The organism is Paraliomyxa miuraensis, from assembly GCF_026337845.1.
Taxonomy (GTDB): Bacteria; Myxococcota_A; Polyangia; order Nannocystales; family Nannocystaceae; genus Paraliomyxa; species Paraliomyxa miuraensis.
This window is the reverse complement of record NZ_JAOVZF010000158.1, coordinates 290108-310704: the sequence shown is the minus strand read 5'-3', so window position 1 is coordinate 310704 and position 20597 is coordinate 290108. Positions and strand designations below refer to the sequence as shown.

At 68.2% G+C, this 20597-nt stretch carries 13 protein-coding genes; 3 read left to right on the top strand and 10 right to left on the bottom strand.

Annotated features, from left to right (window positions below; genetic code table 11):
- Positions 1 to 25: 25 nt before the first annotated feature.
- The 3 genes from OEB96_RS30600 to OEB96_RS30590 all read right to left on the bottom strand — a co-directional run bounded on the left by OEB96_RS30600 (position 26) and on the right by OEB96_RS30590 (position 5116).
- Complete coding sequence (locus OEB96_RS30600; protein ID WP_266220334.1) at positions 26 to 3082, bottom strand: FG-GAP-like repeat-containing protein; 3057 nt, start codon at positions 3080 to 3082, stop codon at positions 26 to 28.
- 100 nt (positions 3083 to 3182) lie between these two features.
- On the bottom strand, positions 3183 to 4223 hold the full coding sequence (locus tag OEB96_RS30595; RefSeq protein WP_266220333.1) for a radical SAM protein: 1041 nt from the start codon (positions 4221 to 4223) through the stop codon (positions 3183 to 3185).
- A 59-nt stretch (positions 4224 to 4282) separates the two neighbouring features.
- Positions 4283 to 5116, bottom strand: coding sequence for an NHL repeat-containing protein (locus OEB96_RS30590; RefSeq protein ID WP_266220332.1), 834 nt, complete (start codon positions 5114 to 5116; stop codon positions 4283 to 4285).
- A gap of 18 nt (positions 5117 to 5134) precedes the next feature.
- Here OEB96_RS30590 and OEB96_RS30585 point away from each other — a divergent pair, with 18 nt between their 5' ends.
- On the top strand, positions 5135 to 5563 hold the full coding sequence (locus OEB96_RS30585; protein WP_266220331.1) for a hypothetical protein: 429 nt from the start codon (positions 5135 to 5137) through the stop codon (positions 5561 to 5563).
- A gap of 456 nt (positions 5564 to 6019) precedes the next feature.
- On the opposite strand, the gene OEB96_RS30580 is transcribed toward OEB96_RS30585, so the two are convergent.
- On the bottom strand, positions 6020 to 7309 hold the full coding sequence (locus OEB96_RS30580) for a hypothetical protein (protein ID WP_266220330.1): 1290 nt from the start codon (positions 7307 to 7309) through the stop codon (positions 6020 to 6022).
- 219 nt (positions 7310 to 7528) lie between these two features.
- On the opposite strand from OEB96_RS30580, the gene OEB96_RS30575 reads away from it, so the two are divergent.
- Positions 7529 to 8923, top strand: a complete 1395-nt coding sequence (locus OEB96_RS30575; RefSeq protein ID WP_266220329.1) for an FG-GAP repeat domain-containing protein — start codon at positions 7529 to 7531, stop codon at positions 8921 to 8923.
- Between the two features lie 314 nt (positions 8924 to 9237).
- The gene (locus tag OEB96_RS30570) at positions 9238 to 12375 is read left to right on the top strand and encodes a hypothetical protein (protein ID WP_266220328.1); all 3138 of its coding nucleotides are present in this window, start codon (positions 9238 to 9240) and stop codon (positions 12373 to 12375) included.
- Between the two features lie 123 nt (positions 12376 to 12498).
- On the opposite strand, the gene OEB96_RS30565 is transcribed toward OEB96_RS30570, so the two are convergent.
- The 6 genes from OEB96_RS30565 to OEB96_RS30540 form a co-directional block, all read right to left on the bottom strand.
- The gene (locus tag OEB96_RS30565; protein ID WP_266220327.1) at positions 12499 to 13038 is read right to left on the bottom strand and encodes a YbhB/YbcL family Raf kinase inhibitor-like protein; all 540 of its coding nucleotides are present in this window, start codon (positions 13036 to 13038) and stop codon (positions 12499 to 12501) included.
- Positions 13039 to 13361: 323 nt separating this feature from the next.
- Positions 13362 to 14348: an aromatic ring-hydroxylating oxygenase subunit alpha gene (locus OEB96_RS30560; RefSeq protein ID WP_266220326.1), complete on the bottom strand. Its 987-nt coding sequence runs from the start codon at positions 14346 to 14348 to the stop codon at positions 13362 to 13364.
- 114 nt (positions 14349 to 14462) lie between these two features.
- Complete coding sequence (locus tag OEB96_RS30555; protein ID WP_266220481.1) at positions 14463 to 15329, bottom strand: hypothetical protein; 867 nt, start codon at positions 15327 to 15329, stop codon at positions 14463 to 14465.
- Positions 15330 to 15331: 2 nt separating this feature from the next.
- Positions 15332 to 16078 (bottom strand): hypothetical protein, encoded by a 747-nt coding sequence (locus OEB96_RS30550; protein WP_266220325.1) that lies wholly within the window; start codon positions 16076 to 16078, stop codon positions 15332 to 15334.
- 49 nt (positions 16079 to 16127) lie between these two features.
- On the bottom strand, positions 16128 to 16847 hold the full coding sequence (locus tag OEB96_RS30545; RefSeq protein ID WP_266220324.1) for a GNAT family N-acetyltransferase: 720 nt from the start codon (positions 16845 to 16847) through the stop codon (positions 16128 to 16130).
- A gap of 26 nt (positions 16848 to 16873) precedes the next feature.
- On the bottom strand, positions 16874 to 20506 hold the full coding sequence (locus OEB96_RS30540) for a non-ribosomal peptide synthetase (protein ID WP_266220323.1): 3633 nt from the start codon (positions 20504 to 20506) through the stop codon (positions 16874 to 16876).
- Positions 20507 to 20597: the final 91 nt, after the last annotated feature.

Below are 20597 nucleotides of genomic sequence, written 5' to 3'. Positions count from 1 at the left end.
GGCCTGCGCAGGCAAGACGCGCTCCTCAGTGCCCCTGGCTCAGCAGCACGGTGACCGTGTCGTCCCCGAAGTCCACCGAGGCCACGTCGTCGTAGCCGTCGTCGTTGAAGTCGGCCACCGCGATCTGGCTGGGCTGCGCGCCCACGTCGAACTCCTGCGGGGCCGAGAAGCTGCCGCCGCCGAAGCCGAACACGATGCTCACCGTGTCGCGGTTGCGATTGGCGGTGGCCAGGTCGAGCTCGCCGTCCCCGTCGAAGTCGCCCACGCGCACCGCATAGGTGTCGGCGTCACCCGGGGCGAAGGTCACCGGGATGATGATCGGCGGCATGTAGATCCCGCCGCCGGCGTTGGTCATCAGCGACACGTCGTTGGAGTCGGCGTTGGCCGTCATCACGTCGAGCAGACCGTCGCCGGTCACGTCGGCCACCGCCATGAAGATCGGGAACTGCCCCGAGGTGCTCTGGGCGGTGGTGTAGCCGGTCGAGCCCGCGAAGCTGCCCGCGCCGTTGCCGGGGTAGATGCGGATCGTGTCGCCGCTGCTGCTGGCGCTCACCGCGTCGAGCAGACCATCGCCGGTCACGTCGAACAGCTCGACCTCGTAGGGCAAGGAGGTCCCGGCGTAGGGGGACAGCGAGGCGTAGGCCCCCGTGCCGCTGTTGAGCATGCGGGAGACCTCGTGGTCGTTGTAGGCCGCGACCATCAGGTCGAGATCGCCATCACCATCGATGTCGCCGAGCGCGATGCCCTCGACGCCGTCGTCCGAGAAGTAGGTGGTGGGGAAGAACTGACCCGAGGGCCCCAGGGTCGCGCGGGTGACCTGGTCGAGGGAGAACAGCGTCGCCACCCAGTCGAGCTCGCCGTCGCCGGTCACGTCGCCCAGCGCGATGCCGCGCGGGCTCGAGGCGGCGGCCAGCGCCGTGGTCTGGGCCGGGGCCAGCAGGCCCGCCCCCAGCCCGGGCACCACCGTCACGTCGGCCGTGTCCTGGTTGGCGACCACCACGTCGGGGATCCCGTCGTCGTTGACGTCGCCCAGCGCCAGCGCGCGCGGATCCTCGCCGTCGTAGCCGTTGCGTGACTCGTACACCGCGGGCGCCGACAGGCCTCCCGCGCCGTTGTTGAGCAGCACGGTGACGTCGTCCGAGATCGTGTTGGAGGTGACCACGTCGAGATCGCCGTCGCCGTCCATGTCCATCAGGGCGATGCCGCGGGGGCCGTCGCCGGCCTGGCCCAGCGGGCTGGCCACGTCCACCGGGAACACCTGCGCGGGCATGAAGGTCGCCCCGCCGCCCACGCCGACCAGCAAGGTGACGTCGTCGGTGTTGAAGTCGGCCGTGACCACGTCGGGCTCGCCGTCGCCGGTCACGTCGCCCACCGCCAGGCCCTGCGGGCCATCGCCGTTGGCGCCCGAGAGCGTGAAGAACCGAACCGGCGCCTGGAGGATGCCACCGGCCGCGACCAGCACGACGATGTCGTCGGAGGTCGGGTTGGCCGTGATCACGTCGGGGACCCCGTCGCCGGTGACGTCGGCCAGCGCGAGCGCCTCGGGGTCGTCGCCCCCGGCCCCGATGCGGGTGGTGAACGTCTGCGCCGCGCCGAAGTTGCCCATGCCCAGGCCGGGGAGCAGCGTCACGTCGTCGGTGCTGGGGTTGCAGGTCACGATGTCGAGCTCGCCATCGCCGGTGACGTCGGCCACCTTCACGTCGATGGGTCCCATGCCCGTGACCCCCACGAACGTCGGCAGCGAAGCGGCGGCCGCCAGCCCTCCCGCCCCGTCGCCATCGAGGATCGTCACCGTGTTGCTGTCCTGGTTGGCGGTGACCACGTCGAGATCGCCGTCGCCGTCGACGTCGGCCACGGCCAGCCCGCGCGGGTCGAAGCCGACCCCCATGTACTGCACGGAGTAGTCGGTGCCCGGCTGCAGCGCCACGCCGCCGCCCAGGAACACCGAGACCGTGTCGCTGCTCTCGTTGGCCACGATCGCGTCCAGGCGCCCGTCGCCGTTCAGGTCGGCCAGCTCCACGTCGTGGGGCGCCGAGCCGGTGGTGCGCAGGTGCGGGGCCCACATGCGCCCGTCGCCGAAGCCGTAGAGCACGGTCACGTCGGCCGAGTTCTGGTTGACGGTGGCCAGGTCGGGGCGTCCGTCGCCGTTGAAGTCGCCGGTCTCGATCCCCCGCGGGCCGTCGCCGCGGGTCTGGGTGTCGAGGTCGAACACCAGCGGCGGATCGAAGCCCACGTCGATGAGCAGGCACGTGGTGAAGCAGTCGTTGCCCGGCGTGCCGTTGGCCCCGCCGTCGTCGCACTGCTCGGCCCCGTCGATCACCCCGTTGCCGCACAGCTCCGACACGCACGCGGCCGAGCACCCGTCGCCGTCGGCCACGTTGCCGTCGTCGCAGGTCTCGTGGCCCACCCACACGTTGCCGTCGCCGCACGACGCCTGCACGCAGTTGGACAGGCAGCCGTCGTCGTTGGCCGCGTTGCCGTCGTCGCAGTCCTCACCGGGGTCGAGCACCCCGTCGCCGCACGTCACCGCGATCTCGTCCTGGCACGTGGGGCTGCACCCGTCGCCGGCGTTGGTGTTGCCGTCGTCGCACTGCTCGCCGGGGTCGAGCATCCCGTTGCCGCAGGCCTCGGGCATCTCGAGCTCGCAGATGGGGCTGCACCCATCGCCGGGGTCGTTGTTGCCGTCGTCGCAGTCCTCGCCGGGATCGGTCACCCCGTCGCCGCAGCTGGGGGGGATGTTCTCCGCGCCACAGTTCTCGTCGCAGCCGTCGCCCGGCTCGGTGTTGCCGTCGTCGCACTGCTCGCCGGGCTCGAGCTCTCCGTTGCCGCAGATCGCGTCGGGCTCGGTGTCACCCGCCGTGGTGTCGGCCGAGTCCGTGGCCGTCTCGGTCGCCGTGGCCGTCTCGGTCGCCGTCTCGGTCGCGCTCACCGTCTCGGTCGCGCCCACCGTCATGGTGCTCGGGCCCGAGGTCTCGGTGCCCTCGGACTCGCTGCCGCTGCCGTCGACCACCTCGCCGCCTCCGGGACACGCGGTGAGGGTGGGGAGCAGCGAGCAAAGAAGGATGGGTAGTCTGGATCGCATGCGGTGTCGTCCGGCCACGAGGGTAGGCTGGGCCCGCCGGCGTGACGAGCACGAAGCGACGCGGTTGCAGCCCCACGGGCGCTCGAGCATGCGACCAGGCTCACGATGCTGCGCGGTGACCCGCGAGCATGCCGCAGGCCGCATGCCGGGCCGCGCCGCCCGAGTAGCGCCGCCGGAACGGGATCCCGGCCGCGCTCAGCCCATCGATGAACGCCGTGCGCTCGGCCTCGCCCGCGCGGGCGAATCCGTCGGGTCGCGCATCGTTGACGTCGATGAGGTTCAGCACGAACGGCACCCCGGCGAAGGCGCGCCGCAGGCCCTCGATCTCCGCGGGGTCGGTGTTGACCCCGGCCATCATCACCCACGCGATGGTCAGCAGCTTGCCGGTGGCTTCGGCGTGCTCGCGCAGGGCCGCCACCAGCTCGTCGAAGGGCAAGCGCGAGGCCACCGGCAGCAGGTGCGTGCGTCGATCGGGCTGGGTGGTGGTGATCGAGGCGATCAAGCGGTAGGGCTGTCGCTCCGCCGTGAAGCGCCGGATCTGCGGCACCAGCCCCACCGTGGAGACGGTGATGGCCTTGGCTGCGACGTGGGCTCCGCACGGATCGCACAGCACCCGCGCCGCCTTCATCACCGCGTCGTAGTTGTGCAGCGGCTCGCCCTGCCCCTGGAACACCGCCCCCGTCACGCGACCGGGGGCCTCGTTGCGCAGCAGCTCGAGCGTGGCCACCATCTCCCACGCGTCGAGGTGGCGGCGCAGGCCCAGCCGTCCCGTGGCACAGAACGCGCACCGCATGGCGCAGCCCGCCTGCGACGACAGGCACACGCTGAAGCGGCCCGGGGCGTGCAGGGGGATCCGCACCGCTTCGAACACGTCGCCATCGCGGCCGCGCAGCAGGTACTTGACGAAGCCATCGCTCGGATCCGTGGCGCGCTCGAGCACCTCCAGCGAGTCGTGGCGCGTCAGCTCGGCCACCGCGGCTTGCTTGGCCCTGGCCACCGGCTTGCGTCGCCGCTGCTGCCCCGGGGGCGCGTGGGCATCGACCAGGATCCGCCGCGCCTCGTCGAGCCGCAGCGCCACGCCGTGGGCGTTGGCGTGGGCGACGAGCTCCGCCGGGAGCAGCTCGAGCAGGTGCGGGAGCACGGCGCGCAGGCTAGCACGGGCCCGGCCGCGGGTCGTCGCGACCGTCTGCGGGCGAGCCGCTACTGGTAGTACATCCGCCGTAGCACGTTGCCCTCGCTGATGAACAGGTCACCGGTCGTGGCGTCGTAGTGCATGTCCAGCGGCTTGTCGAAGCCCGCGCCCACCCCCACGCCCTCCACGTGGTTGGCGTTGCCCGCCATGCCTGCGATGGTGGTCACCTCGTCGGTGCCGAGGTCGATCTCGCGGATGACGAAGTTGTCCGAGTCGGAGACGGCCAGGTGCCCCGCGCCATCGTGGGCGAGCCCGCGGTGGCGTCGGAACAGCGCCGCGTTGCCGTTGCCGTCCTGGTGGCCCGCCATCATGCCGTAGGGGCTGCTCACGTCGCCCACCATGCCGTTGACCAGCATCAGCCGCACGCGGTGGTTCTCGGTGTCGGCGATGTAGAGCTCCCCGGGGCCCGTCGCCTCGATGTGGCGCGGGACGTCGAAGCGCACGGCGCCGCCCTGGCCGTCCATGAAGCCGTTGGTGTTGGGCTGCCCGGCCACCGTCACCACCGCCCCGCTGCCCGGGTCGATCCGTCGGACCACGCCGTTGCCCTGCACCAGGTAGAGGAACGAGCCGTCCCACGCCAGGTCGCGCATGGCATCGAGGGTGGCGCCGCCCATGCCGTCGTTGTTGCCCGCGTTGCCCACCTGACCGGCGATGGTCGTGACCTGGGCCGTGGTCACGTCGATCTCCCGGATGACGGCATTGCCGGCATCGGCCACCCAGATCACCGCGCCATCGGTGGCGAGCCCGGAGGGATTGGAGAAGCGCGCGCCGGTGCCCATGCCATCCATGTGGCCGTTGGCGCCGCTCTGGCCTGCCCACGTGGTGACCTCGGCCGTGTCCACGTCGATCCGACGGATCGCATGGTTGGCGCCGACGTAGACGAAGTCGTCGACCGAGGTGATGCCGGCGATGTTGTCGAAGCGTGCCGCCTGACCGATGCCATCGGTGCTGCCCCCCTGGCCGAACTGTCCCAGTCCACCACGCAGCCTGACTGCGTGCCGGGGCAGGTTCCGGGATCACCGGTCGTGTCCCCGGAGCTGCTGTCGCCGGTCGAGCCCGTGTCGAGCGAGGCCGCGGTGGTGTCGCTGCTACCGGTGCCGTCCATGGTGCCCACGCTCGTCGGCGCGGTCGTGGTTGGATTGGTCGTGGAGGTCTCGGTGCTGCCGGTGCCGGTCGTGCCGGTGCCGGTCTCGGTCTCGGTGGCACTGGCACCAACGCTGGAGTCGTCGCCGGGGCATCCCGAGAGCCACGCCATGCAGGCTCCGAGTGCCAGCCAAGTTCGAATGTGAATGGAAGTCATGGGGGGATCATAGCGGTGGGGCGGGTGGGGTGGGGTCACCGCGCTCGTCGGAATTCGAACACGTGTTCGAATTTGCCGGAGGGTTCGCGCGGTCGTGCGGCGATGCGAGCGGGTCTCGATCCGGCGCATGGCGTTGGTGATCGTGCGCATCCACGACAGCCACTGTCCGTGCTCGAGCGTGGAACTGGATGGTGGGGTCCGAAGAGGGTGGGGGTGAAATCGGCAAACGTTTGCCGATTTGGCGCAAGAAGCGCAGGACGTTGGGGGCTCTCGAAGGATTTCCACTCGGGCCCATGACCAGGGGCGGGTCGTCCATCCGGTCATGGGCGGGTGGAGGTGGTCATGGGACGGGGGACCCCCGGTCATGGGCGGGTGGAGGGGGTCATGGGAAGGGCGACCCCCGGTCATGGGCGGGTGGAGGTGGTCATGGGACGGGGGACGCCGGTCATGGGCGGGTGGAGGTGGCGTTTGCGGGGGGGTTGCTGATCAAGGGGATCGCTCCGGGTGCTCGACCGTCGCCGGAGACGAGCGGCCGGCTCCGGCGGCGAGCGAGGCCCGCGATCACGACGAGCAGCGCCATCCATCTCCCGTGACGGTGGGGCCCGCTCGTGCACCCGCACCCGCCGCCATCCTCGCTCTGTGCTCCGCCGCCATCGGTGCCGCCGGACTCGGCGTCGGGGCCCGAGTCGGCCCCAGGACCCACGCCGGTGGCCGCGGTCGCCGTGCCCTCGCCGCCCTCGCCCATGCCCCCGGTCTCGTCTGCCGCACCCGTGCCGCCGGTCTCGTCACCACCACCGGGCACGTACAGCGGCCCGATGTACGAGGTCGCGGCGACCACGTTGTCGTACCACTTCTTGGTCTCGCCGTTGGGGTTGCTGCCGATGTGGAACGCGAGCCCGAAGTGATCGATGGTGAGCTCGGGAACGTCGCGCAGGCGAAGGTTGCCGAAATCGGCCACGAGCTCACCATCGAGCCAGATCGCAATCCGGCCGTCGCGCTCTCCGGGCGTGTTGGCCTGCACCATGTACTCCCAGCAGTACCAGCGATCGAGCTGCGGGATGATGTCGGGGCGGCTCATGAACTCCGGACCGAAGTCGAAGGGCTCGCTCGAATTGGGCAGCACCACGCCGGTGGGAAAGAAGTGGTCGCCCCACTGGCTGCGCTGCTCGGGGTGATAGATGTAGATGTTGAGCTGCCCCGGCGACGCCGTCTCGGGCTCCCCGCGCCAGGTCTCGAGCCCGGCCAGGAACTTGTTGGTGCCGTCGGCCGGGACTCCAGGGGTGGCCTGGCCGTCCATGAAGTAGTGCGCGGAGATCATCGCGCCGTTGTGGCTGCTGCCGACCACGTCGAACGGAGGCTGGTACTTCGAGTAGTAGCGCAAGAACAGCACGTCGAGCTCGGGCGAGACTTGCTTGTCGGTCGCGTTGCTGAGCTCGGCGTCCTGCTCGGGCACGGTGAATTCCAGGGCCTGGTTGCCGGCGAAGACGAGGTCCGGCTCGGTGGCAAAGCGGATCTGGTCGAGCTGATAGACGTTGTCCCAGCGGTCCCATAGATCGTCGGCGATGGTGTAGCCCTCGAAGTCGTCGGCGAAGATCACGGCGGGGTCTTGGTCGATGCCCGCGTCGCCGGGGTAGCCGGCGGCGATCCCCTGGTCGCCCTCGGGCAGCGGCTCGGCCGCGGCCACGGTGCTGCCAAGCGCCAGTGATACGAGGACCAGGACCATCGGGATGCGCATGAGTCCTTCGATATCACGACTCGAGCACGGCCTCGAGACCGAATGGACCTGCTCGTTGCCGTCCATCGGGAACGACCTTCGACGTACGCAGCTTCGAGGCAGGGTCGTAGCGCCAGCACCTCCCTCACCACCCCTCGACCACGACCGGCCGAGCGTCATCTGCGAAATTTCCGAATTGCGTTGGTTGCCACCCCTGGGGGGTGGGCAACAATGGGCTCCATGGAGGCGACGGGCAGCCGCAGGAAGCCGACGCGCAGCGAGGTGGCGCTCGCGGCGTTGGTATCGGCGCTCGGCACGAGCGCCTGCGGGGCCGATGACGAGGTCGCGCTCGGCTCCTCGGTGCTGCCACCGCCCTCGCCGAGCTCGACCTCGATGAGTGACAGCGAGGATGTGCCACCGGACGTCGGTGAGCCGCTGCCCGAGGGGTGCGGGGATGGAATCGTCGATCCTTCGCAGCTCTGCTACGCCAAGCAGCGCGTCGTATGGGCCGATCTCGACATCGGGGTGCTGTCGGCCTCCAAGATCTTGACGACCGACCTCGATCAAGACGGTCGTGACGAGCTGCTCGCGCTCGCCAAGCCGATCGATGACCCGTTCGCAGACATGATGCTGATCGCGTACGAGGACGGGCGATTCGTGAAGCGCTGGCAGACCGAGCCGGGGGTTGGCAGTTTCGGGGTGGCCAGCGCCGATCGGGATCTCGATGGCGATGGCGACCCGGACGTCCTCTTCCAGTACGGCCCGGGGATTGTCTCGTACCACGAGAACCTCGGCGGCACGCTCGCCCCGGTCACGCACCTCGCGAACACGTGGTACGGAGATGACGACTGGCTGGCCAGCGGGCTGCCCGTGCCGATCGATGGCGACGGAGACGGCGAGCTCGAGAAGATCGTGGCGACGATATGGATGCCCGGGGAGGTCCGCGGAGGGTGGATCTTCGAGCGGGAGGGCGATGGTTGGCAAGGAATTGAGGGACCCATCGAACTCTCCGGGTGCCAGAGCTTCGGGGAGTCGCTCTTCGGTGACTTCGACGGGGACGGTGTGGATGACTTCGTGGTTCGAGAATTCGGAGACGTCTGCGACCCGTACGTTGCGGACTACGACCCTCAGTGGTGGCGCTTCTACGTGTTCCTGACGCGGCCGAGCCTGCAGACGGTCGAGTACGTGGGCTCGTTCCCGGCCGGAGGGACGCACGCCATTGGCATGTACCGGGTCGACTTCGACGACGACGGGAACCTCGATCTGATCTTCAGCATCTCCGCCGGCGTCGCGTTCATCCGTGGGAACGGTGACGGCACGTTCGAGGAACCGATGGTGCACCATACCGACGCCGTGGGGAGGGACGCCTACAATCTCCGAACGATCGCAGAATTCGACGGAGACGGCCGGCCGGACATGCTCGTGAGGGTCGATGGCAAGTATGTCGTCGCTCCACTCGCACCCGAGCCGGACCCGGCTCGAATCAGTCAGTTGGACGACGACGAGACGTTGACCGGTGCGAGCACGATTGCGGTGGGTGACTTCAACGGTGATGGTCTCGAAGACGTGATCTTCAAGGACGACAAGAGCGATGCGAAGCCTCGAGATGGGATCGCCTTGCTCTCCGCGCCATAGATCATAGACAGCCTGGGGGGACGGGGACGCGCTTGCATCGTGGCAATGCGCGTGGACGTGGTGACGTGCCTGGGGCGAGACGAAACATGAAGAAGCACAGCACGAGCAACGGAGAAAGTACCCGGTTCCTCCTGGCGGTCGCGCTCGGGATGGTGTTTGCTTGTGGTGGTGGCGATCCGGGTGCACCGGGCAACCACTCGACCTCGGTGGCCGACGGTGGTCCTACGAGCGGTTTGGAGGATGCCGGCTCACCGGACGATACTGCGGGAGTTGATGAAACAGGCGGATTTCCACAGGTAGAGGCACCGTGCCAAATGGCCGGAATGTACGACGTCTATGACGCTCATTTCGAGGAGACTCGATACGAAGTCGTTGTCGAAGAAGACTGCGGACCAGAAGGCATCCTGTGGCAAAGTGGTTTTGGGCCGAAGCTCAACGGTGACAACGACACCGATAACTTCGAGATCGTCGTCCATCACCCCGCGCCGCTGGTCGGCGCCCCGCCCGATGAGTGCAACCCGCAGAACACCCACGACAACCCGCCCGACACGTGGCCCCCGAGCGACGTCGGGTTCCCCAGTGCGTTCCTGGGGCCCGGGAATGGCTTGAATTCCGTGTTTCCGGAGGCCATGCCGCCGCTGTCTCCCGGTCAGCATTTCTATGACGTTCTGGCCGAGGATCTGGCTCGCCGGGGCATGGTGGTGTTCAGCGTCCAGCCTCCTCCGAACTCGAACTGGAGCTCGGAGAAGCGCGAGAAGGCATTGGCGTGTGCAATGCATTGGGCAAGGGATCCCAGTGCGACCAGTCCCTGGTCGGGCGTCGTCCACGATCCGCCTCGGCTCGCTCACAGCACGTTCGTGGTCGGCCACAGCCGCAGCGGCTCGGGGGCGTACTTGCTGCCCGCGTCGTTCGAATCCTACGCCACGTCGCTGTCGACGACGATCGGTGAGTACGAGCTGTGCAGCCACGCTGCGATCGCGCAGCGCTATGGCGACGGCACCATGGTTGGCGCCGGAGACCCCACCGACGTCGGGCCCATCACCGACGTGAGCTCCCCGCCGTTCCTCGGGCTGCTCGGGTCGATCGACGACGACACGCTCGGCGATCAGGTCGCCGCGTATGACAATCGTCTCTCCGACGATGCGTTCACCGAGCCCCGGGATCCCGCGGCCGCAGCGGAGAACGACGCCGTGTTGGCCAATGTGTTCGGCGTCACCCACACCGACTGGGGTGGTGTGGTCAGGACAGTCGGCTCGCACTATGGACGGGCGATCGGCGACGTCCTCGGCCCGTTCTTCGTGGGGCGGTTCGCGGCATGGACGATCTTCCAGGACGCCACCGCGCGGGAGGAGATCCTCCGCTCCGCCGCGCTCCCGCCCGAGGGCGGCAACCCTGCGGATGGCTTCCACTGCGCGCTGACGGGCGTCGACTGGCAGGGCCACCTCGTCGACTTCCACGACGTCGTGCAGCAGCGACCTCTGACGTTCATCGACTATACGCAAGGCCACGCGCCGCCCGGCGCGGACCGGTTCATGATCGACAACCTCCACCGCCCGATCTTCGGGTGCGGCCCCAACCTGGGAGCCTCCACCTTGGGCGGAGCGGTGACCGTGTCCGGCTCGGGGGGCAACGCCTGCACCAACTTCGGCGCGGCGCTCTACGACGACCTCTCGGACAGCAGCTACTTCTCGCACGACACCGCGGCCCTTCGCGTCGACTATGGCGGCAATCCCATGGACGAGCTGGTGGTCGAGTGGTCGCTCGAGGACGACGGCGCACCGCTTGCGGGAATCGGCGGCTTCACGCACCTGAGCCTGCGAGCGGGCCGGATCTACGAGAACCTCGACCCGGAGGAGTGCAAGTCCGAACATGCGGCGCTCTCGTTCGCGATCGATCTCGTGGACCAGAGCGGCGTGGCACAGGCGAGCACCGTGATCACCGAGCCGATCCTCGAACCGCACGACGAGCTGACGAGCTACCAGGGAAACATCAACTGTCGTGCGCACCACTTCATGCAGACGATCCGCATTCCGTTGACCCGCTTCGCGCCGATCGCCATCGAGGGTCTCGGTGCCATCCGGCTGCGGTTCTCGTCGGATCAGGCGCAGCACGTACTCGTCGACACGATCGAATTCACCCGGGATCCCTCGAGCATGGGTCTCGTTGCGCCCGGCTACCAGGACACGGCGTGGAACTGTCCCGCGACGGCCGGGCTCGCTCCCGTCGAGAAGTCGTGCCTGGCGGAGCCCGACGACAAAGGGAGCTGCGGCTCGACCTCCATCTCTCCCGTCGCGGTGCCCACCGTCCACGGGCCTCCCGGCGATGCCTTCGAGGGCTGGGTCGTCCACGCACCGAAGGGCTGGGTGCTCGACCCGAAGCATCCGACCATCGAAGAACTCGACCTCATCACGCAAGCCTGTGTCGAGGCATGCAACCTCGAGTGGTCGGACGATCGCGACATCCATGCGAACTGCGATGCTCCTGGCGCCTTCGCGATCCCGACCTCGAGCCCGATCTCGGCCATCGGACCCACCCAGCACATCCCCGACTCGCGGGCCGACGGCCACGGCATCTTCCCGGGCCAGGCGCTCGCATGCGATCTCGAAGACAGCTGCTGCGAGATCTTCGACGAGGCAGTCTGCGCGGCAAGAGCCAAGCGCACCACCGAAGCGCGCCAACCCTTGCACCGTGGAGAGGAGCACCTCCTCGAACTCGGCGGAGACGACGGCACCAGCCGGGTCGAGTTCATCACGCCCAACGCGATCACCTCGATGAACCTGAGCGGCGAGCTCGGCTACTCCATGTGCCCCGACGGGGAGACCGGCACCACCTGCCCGTTCTACCTGGGCTCGCTGTTCCTCACGAGCACGAACCAGGCAACGATCGCCGACACGTGCCCGGACGGCTCCCCGCTGTCACTGACCGTCGGCGACCTCGACATGCAGCTGCTACAGCCCGCGATGGGCATCGCCGACGCGAGTTCCTACACCAAGGCATTCCCGGCGGGGGCGTTGCTGCTGCAGGCCGATCTCACCGTCGAGGGCGTCCCGTACACCGTTCGCGGGGTCAACGAGGAGCTCCTCACGCTCACCGCGGGCCACGCCGGCCTGTTCGCGGCTGGCATGGACGTGGCCGTCCCCATCCCCTGCGGCGACGAAGTACTCCCGCTGACGATCCGCTTCGACCTCACCACGCAGTCGGTGCTCGGCGAGCCGCCGATCGCCGCGATCACCACACCCGCCTCGGTCCCATGCCCCACGATGCTCCCGCTGACCTCGAGCGTGGCGGACCCTGACGACGACCTCGATCACCTGCGCTGGTACGTCGACGACGTGCTCGTGCACCCGGACGTCACCGCGCTGCCGATGACCCGAGACCACGAGCTGCGGCTCGTCGCCCATGACGCACGAGGGGCGGCCACCACGGTGACCAAGACCGTCTCGTGCAAGTGACCCGCAGGCGAGGCAGGCCCCGGAGTCGGGGGCACCAAGCTCGATCGAATTCCGAGAACGAGGAGTCGCTCGGCAACGCGGGTCGTCACCGCTCTGCCGACGGCGTGCGCCGCGGGTGGCACGTCAGTGCTGGTAGGTGCCGTGCACGATCGCCCGCGCCAGCGTCTTGAAGGCGAGGTTGAAGCTCATCAAGGCATTGGAGGCCTCGGGGTCGATGCCGAGCGTCTTCTCGCTCACCGCGTGGACGACGAAGTAGTAGCGGTGCGGCTGGTCGTTGGGGGGCGGAGCCGCGCCCAAGAACTCCGCGCCGCCGCCGTCGTTGCGCAGCATGAAGGCGCCCTTGGGGAGGGTGCCGCCCGCGGACCCGGCCCCGACGTCGAGCGAGGTGGTGCTGGCGGGGATGTCGACCACGGACCAGTGCCAGAAGCCGCAGGGGGTCGGAGCGTCGGGGTCGAAGCAGGTGACGACGTAGGACTTGGTGTCCTCCGGCGCTCCCGACCACGACAGCTGCGGCGAGCGGTTGCCCGCGGAGGCGACCTGGTCGCTCTTGAGAGGCCGTCCGTCGATGACGTCGTCGCTGGTGACCGTGAAGGACGGGCGCGATGGGAGCAGGTCGTAGGGGTTGGGGGAGACCGGGCGTTCGATCGTGGTGTCCACACTCATGACCCCGACCTTAGCGAACGACCACCTCGGGGAGAATGCCCTGCGTGAGCGCACCGATCGAGCATCCGCCCTACCCCATCGGGCTCCGGCTCACCGGACGCCGGGTGCCCCTGGGGGCCCGATGCGGTTCGCGCTCGGGCTCGAGCCCGCTCGGGACTCGCCCCAATGCGGCCCCGCCGCCCTTGGGCTTCGCCCGCTCGCTCCCCAACCCTCGAGGCCCTCGGCGCTGCTCGGGTGAACACCCTCCCGTCGCTGTTCGGGTGAACAGGCTCGTTTCCCCGAGTCTGGATCTCGGGTCGACCGGCGGTGACCCGACCGCACGCTCAGCCCGACCGTCTCATCACCGCGACACGAGGTCCGAGCTCGACTCCCGGCTGGCTGCGCCGGGCGACCTCCCGACGAAAGTGTGCAACCGGAAGATCCGCCGGCACGAGCCGCTCGTCGTGCACGTGGGCGGTGGGCCCAGGCGGCTGAGTGAGCACGACGCGGAGATCCTCGCGCAGGATCCTTCGGCTATAGAAGTTGTGATACATCCCGATCAGCCGCGCCAGACCGGGAATCGCCGTCTTCTGTACATAGCTGCGAAAGTACACTCGAGTGTGCACATCATCGACTGGCGCATATGCGATCAGCCCGCAAGCTCGCTCGCTCTCGAGTTCGTAGGGCATCATCCAGAGGCCAGGCAGCAACAAGCGCAGCGAGAAGGTCGGCTTGCCCTCCCCATCCGTCTGGTCCCCTCTCCAGGTGGTCAGCAGGTCGCCCTCGACGGCAGAGTGGATGTCCAACACTCGGGGAAAGGTGGCCCCGAACGACTTGCGATGCACGAACGGTACGTGGGCCCAATCGAGCTGCGCTTCGACGTTGCGCATCCAATTGACCTCGGTATCGAGCTCGAAGGAGACGAATTCGTAGCGGCCATCGAGCACCTCGAACCAGGGAGTCGGCGGGTAGGACTCGCGGGGCTGCCCCCACCACAGCCACAGCAAGCCCTGGGCCTCGCGGATCTCGAAGGCCCGGGTGTCGAGATGGCGGGCGCGGGGAGCATCGGGGCCGTTGCAGGGCACCTCGACGCAGGCGCCGCGGCCGTCGAAGACGAACCCATGAAAGGGACACTCGAGGCAGCCCTCGCGGATCTTGCCGGCGCTCAGCGACGCGCCTCGGTGGGGACAGCGATCGAGCACGCAGCGCGCCCGGCCCTGCTCGTCACGCCAGAGCGCGAGCTCGACCCCGAGACGCCGGGCGTACAGCGGCCTGGCACGTCGGAGCTCGCGCGCGTCGAGGATCGCGTACCAGCAGTCGGTCGGAAACATCGAGCTAGTCTCGCACACCGGTCTTCGGGACGCAGGTGAAAATGACACATGGTCTCCTATCATGAGCTTCACTGCGACCGAGTTCTCAGAATCGCGCGATCTCTGCCACGGTCGTCAATGCTCGGGGATCAGAGACTCGAGCTGCTCCCATCCCTCGAACACCAAGTACTGGAGCTGTACTTGGGTGAAGTCATAGGAGGCGAGCACTGTCTCGTTCGTGAGCAACACCCGCGGTCTCTCCTTGGCCCTCACCAGCTCGTCGTGCGAGGACAGGATTCCCGCTCCCACGACCTTGGGTGCTCCCATTGCTCCGGTGACGAAGCCGAACTCGACCGTCCAGAGGTAGAGCTTGCGAAGACGGGAGCGCAAGGACGAACGCACGCGGCTGCGCTCCTCGATGGCTCGTACGAGCATGCGGGCGTCCTCCAGAGCCCGGTCGCTGGCTCCGCGCTCGGCCAGCGCGCTCTCCTGCACCTGGGCATCGAAGATCTGGTCTTCCACGGCGCACGGAGGAGCATGCAAGTAGCTCTCGGCCAGCCTCGTGACGAAGCGGGCATGGGCCCCGACGTGAAGCAAGGGGAGATGACCGAGCACGTCGTGGATGAAGTCGGGGACCGGCGAGTACCCGACTTGCTCCTCGGTGCGAATGTGCATGATCACGGGAAAGCGCCGCATGGACAGGTGCTCGAAGAACACCCTTGGAGACAGGAAGGCATCGACGGGCACGAGGCTCCAACCGGACGGCATGAGTCTGGACTGGAGCTCATGGATGCTCGGGACGCGAGCGCTGGTGAGCGACAGGTGTGAAAGCCCCTCGAGGTAGTCGTCTGCAATTTCATGCCGGTGCTCATCGAGCACCCGCTGATGCAGCTCGAGAAATGATCCCCACACCCCCACCGCGGATTCGTGGTCGAGGGTCGACCCACCGGAGCTGGCCCTCGCTCGCTCGAGCGGGACGGTCGTGATCGAGCCTGCTCCCATCGTCATCCCCCACGGATCCTCGCGGGGCCGGCTTCTCGTGCGGCGGGAATGACTCGGCCCTCGCCCTGGCTCGGATCGGCTCCCAACGACCTCACGAGGAGCTTGCAGGCACGCGCCGGCATGTGGACGAACGGCCGCCTCCCGGCGTGCTCGTAGCTGTCGTAGACGATCTCGGCCATCGGCTCGAAACCGTGGCGCTCGAGTACCCGTGCCGAGCCATCGTGGGTCGCCTCGGCGAACACCCGTGCATAGCCGCGCCGCTCGGCGAGCCACAGTGTGTCCCGCACCATGGTGCTTGCCAAGCCCATGCCCTCCAGCCCGGGCACACATCCCATCATCAGGAAATGAACGGCGCGATTGTCAGCGGCATGAAGGCGATCGAACTCTGCTTCGAGCTCTCCGAGCAACGCATGGATCGGCGCGAGCCGCTCGGGAGGCTCGCTGCCCTTGGTCGAAGGCCAGGGCTCACTAATGCGAAACCCAACGACGTTGCCGCCTCGATCGCGAGCGATGATGCCAAGACCAGCCTCCGCCGCGACCTCGCACAGCATGCGACCGACCGGGCCGAATTCGGCCGGCCCGATCGACAGGGTCCGGGTCAACGGCTCCTGGGCGCAGAACACTTGCGTCAGCACCGCGGCACTCTCGGCAATGTCATCCGGTCCAAGTACGAAGCGACGAACACCGTGCTGGCGCAACCGCGAGTAGCCTGGGTACTCGGTGGTGATCTCGTGGTCTCGTGTGATCATGTCACTCCGCTCGTTCCATGGGATCCCGCGAGGGCGAACCGGGCGTGCCCTAGACATGGGCCCGGGGCGTGCCGAACGGGATCAACCTGACCTCGGGCGGTGTTCGCTCCGAGATTTCCCGGTATGCAGGCAGCGTGCGCGAGTCCGTGCCACCGGTGGGATCGAACGAGTCGAAATAGGCCCGTAGGATCTCCAGGTATTGCGCTCGCGAGATCGAGCGAAAGGACTCTTGCAGGGGTCGCATCATGGCCATGTAGTGGCGTACATCGGCCTGGCCGGGGCTCAGGGACGGCTCGATGTACGGTGCGTCGAATGCCAGGAGCCCCTTGTGCGCCCAGTATTCGAGTCGGTCCTGCGGGTTCATGGTGGACTGCTGCACCTGCTCATCGGTCATCAGCCGGGGATCGGCGACCGTGCTGAGCTCACCCAGGAGATCTGGATGGCCCGCGATCGCAGCACCGAGCACGTGGTCGATCATGTGGGCGGCCAGCCCTCGGCCTCGGAACCGACGATCGACCCAGACCAGTCCCCCGGCATAGAAGTGCCTGCCCGAAGCGGTCTCGAGCACGGCCCAGTGACAGCCGCCCAGGAGCTGGTCACCCGAGCAGAGCATGGCGATCTCCCAGGGTCCGGGATGGGTGCTGTAGGTCTCGTACTCTTCCAGGGGGACGAGGTCGTCCGGATCGGGAAATGCCGTGCTCGCCGCCGCGTGATAGCGTCGAAACCACGCGCGAGCGCAGCTCTGATCCCGAGCGTAGAGCTCACGCATGCTCGTGATGATCAGCGGGGATTCGCTCATGATGGCTGCTGCTCGTGTCCGGGGCCGTGGCGGAAGAGCTGGCCAGAGACCAGGCTCACCTGGAGCGCATCGCAAAAGCCGTCTTCGATGCGCTCCAGCTCCGCCAGTCCCAGCAAGTCCGAGCGCCCACACAGGTGCAGGCGGTATTTCCCCGCTGCGACCTCCGTGGCCAGCACGGAGATGTCTGCGGTTTCTTCGAAGTCGATCTGATGGGCCTCGGCATAGCGATGGGCCGGCACCAGCTCCCAGGCCAGGCCTGCGCTCCGTAACGGCGGCATCGGGTCGGCGCGATTGAGCACGAAGTACCCCTGAAGGAGCCGACGCCCCTGCTCGGCCTCGAGCTCGTCCAGACACTGATTCGAGAGCGGCAGCTCATCGTCGGCGAGGACGCACTCGAGCCAGGCATCGCGGGCCCGAGTGATGAAGCTCGGCACCGGCTCTTCGATGGGTCCGGTCGAGGTGATGATCGCGTGCTCGGTCAACAGCGGCCCCAGCACGGAGGCCCACGCCGGTGCACGGTGTCCGCTGGCGGCGACGATCGTGACCATGCGCGGGTGGCCGCTCCAGCGGTGCAACGCCCACTGAAAGCAGCCCAGCAAGGCCTGAAACACCGAGAGTCGGCCGTCACGAAGCACCGGTTGGTCCAAGGTCATCGAACGCCCGAGCATGGTGGGCTCCGAGCCCAGGTGAGCGTCGGGCAGCAAGGGGAGCGCCTCGCCGATGCGCGCGCGCATGGCCCGTCGCGCCTCTTGGGCGGCAGGTGTCGTCCGAGCACGAAGCTCGGCCCGCACGATCTCGTCGAGCCCAGGGACAGGCGAGGCCGCCCAGGCGATGTCGTCGTAGGCGCGCGCGAGCTCGCTCACCAACAGAGCCACGCAGTTGCCATCGAACACCATGTGGTTGATCGCCATGAGCAGCAGGTGCTCCTCGGGCTCCACCCGCACCAGCCGGGCACGCATGAGCGGCGCCCGGGAGAGGTCCATGGCCCGAGACATCATGTCCAACAGTCCGGCCAGTGCCTCGGCAGGGCCGCCCGCTGGGCAATCGTCCACATGCATGTCCACCGCCGCCGCCGGTACGATCCTCTGCCTGACTTCAGCGGCTGGCCTTCCCACTCCCACGAAGCAGGTGCGCAGGGCCGCGTGCCGTGTGATCACCCCCTGCATCGCTGCACGCAAGCGTTCCACGTCCAATGAACCCACGAGGCGCACGGCCACGGGTATGTTGTGGCGCTCCACCGTGCTCCCCGCCCGGCGGGCCCATGTATGGAGCTGGCACTGCATCTCCAGGAGTGGCAGCTCGTCGGTCGGCTCGGCGCTCTTGGTGGCTTCCGGGAGGCGGCTGGGTGGAGCACCGTGCTCGCGTACCCGACGGGCAAGCATGTCGATGGTCGGTGCCCGTAGCACGTCGGTGGGGGCAATCGGGATCCCCAAGGAGTGAGCTCGTTGCGCGAGCCCCAAGAACCGGATGGAATCACCGCCCAGCGCGAAGAAGTCGTCGTGGACTCCGATGTCTTCGGCGGCCAGGTCGACGGCCTCGGCCCACAACCCGGCGAGTGTGCGCTCGAGCGCGTCGCGTGGCGTCACCCAGGGTGCGCTGCGCAGCAGCGTCTGCCTGGTGGGTGGGGGCAGCGCCTTGCGATCGGGCTTGTTGTTGGGAGTCGACGGAATGGCCGGGATCGACACGAGCAGCGATGGGATCATGTGCTCGGGCAGCTGCTCGGCCAGCGCGGTGCGTAGCTCGGTGGCGGATCTCGGTGTGGACAGCACCAAGTAGGCCACGAGCTGCACGGGCGTGCCTTCGCTGTCTCGCGCCACCACCAGAGCTTGCTCGACCCCGTCGAGTGCCAGGAGCACGTGCTCCACCTCCGCCGGCTCCACCCGGAAGCCGCGAATCTGGACCTGGAAGTCACGCCGGCTCAGGTAGCGCAGCGCCCCGCTTGGCAGGAAGTACGCCAGGTCGCCGGTCGCATACAGTCGCCGGCGGGTACCGTCCGCGAGCATCAGCTCGTGGTAGCGCCCCTCCCCGAGCTCCCGGTGAAGGTATCCATCCGACAGGCATGCGCCGCCCACATGGATTTCTCCGGGCACGCCGACGGGAACGGGTCGTCCGCTCTCATCGAGCAGGACCATGTACGAATTCCATACGATCTGGTCGAGCACCACCGGGCCCGGGCCGTCGGCTCGACACGTCGAGCTCAGCACCACGCACGCAGCCTCGGAGATGCCATAGGCATGGCACAGGGTCGCCTTGCTCAGGACCCGGTGGAAGTGGTCACGGAGCGCGTCGGGTATGATCTCGCTACCCACGAGCACTCGCTGCAAGGTGGTGCAGCCACCGATCGCCGGCTCGTCGAGCAGAGCCCGCAAGAGCCAGGGGGCCATGAGAGCATAGCTGGCATGGTACTTCTGGACCGCAGACACGATGGCCTTGGTGTCACGGAGCACGTGAGGATCCGGCAGGACGATCCGAGCACCCATGAGCAGGGACAGGAACAGATCGAAGAACGAGCTGACCGACCCGATTGGCACATTGGAGAGCACGCGCTCGTCCGGGCCACCACCGGCCTGCTCGAGGATCGACCGTGCGCTGTTGCAGAGGCCACGTTGGGTGACCAGCACCCCCTTGGGTTGGCCCGTGGAGCCCGATGTATAGACGATGGCCACGGACGCGGCTGGATCCACGGGCGCCCACGGAACCTCGCCTCGTACATGAGCGGGGTCGTCGCTCATGCGGTCGAGCACCAGTACGTGGGGCTGCGCAAATCGTGGCGCATATGTGTCGTGGGAGATGACATGAGTGAGACCCGTGTCGGCGACGATGAATCCAAGCCGGGCATCTGGGTGGGCAGGATCCAGAGGCACCACCACGCCGCCCAGTCGCATCACCGCCAGGTACGCCACCACCAGCTCGAGCGTGCGGTCCAGGCACACGCCCACGCGGGTGGCCAACGTCACCCCGCGCTGCCGGAGGAGCCCGGCGAGCCGAGCGGCCGCGCGCTCGAGCTGAGCGTAGGTCGTATCGCCCGCCGGGGTCATCACCGCCACCCGATCCGGATCGGTGGCGGCGAGCCGGGCCACGTGCTCGGGCAAGGTCATGGACAGGACGTCGTCCCGGACCACCGGCTGGTGCCAGCGTTCGGTGATCACCCGGTCTGCCGACGAGCGATAGTCCACCGCGTCCAGCCGCGGCTGCGAGTGGGCGACCGCGTGCTGCAGCATGACCAGGATCCGCTCCGCCATCGCCTGCGCAAGCCACTGTGCGCTCGTCGCATCGACGGCCGCTGCGATCACCTCGGCCTCGGTCGCGGCGACGACCAGGTCGGCACAGGCATCCCGGGGTGGATCGGCCATGGCGATGGCCACGCTCGGCCGGCCGGTCCGCGGGTTCACGAGGCCCTCGAGCTCGCGATCTGGCACATCTGCCGGTGCGTGTCGGATGGCCTCCATGATGTCCATGGCCATGCTCAGCGCGGCGCGTATCGGGATATCGGATGCCAAGGACACGTGCATGGGCACGAGGCGTCGAGCCCGTCCATGGTCAGTATCCACCGCAGCGACGACATGAGCCTTGTTGTCGTTCATGCGCAGCAGCACCGCGAGGGCCGCTGCCCGTGCCAGCTCCGCCACGGACGTCTCAGCAAAAGTGTCGTGCAGGCAGTCTTGCAGTGATGCCGGGATGGCCAGATGGCAGCATGCGTGCACCCCCGTTCCACTCAGC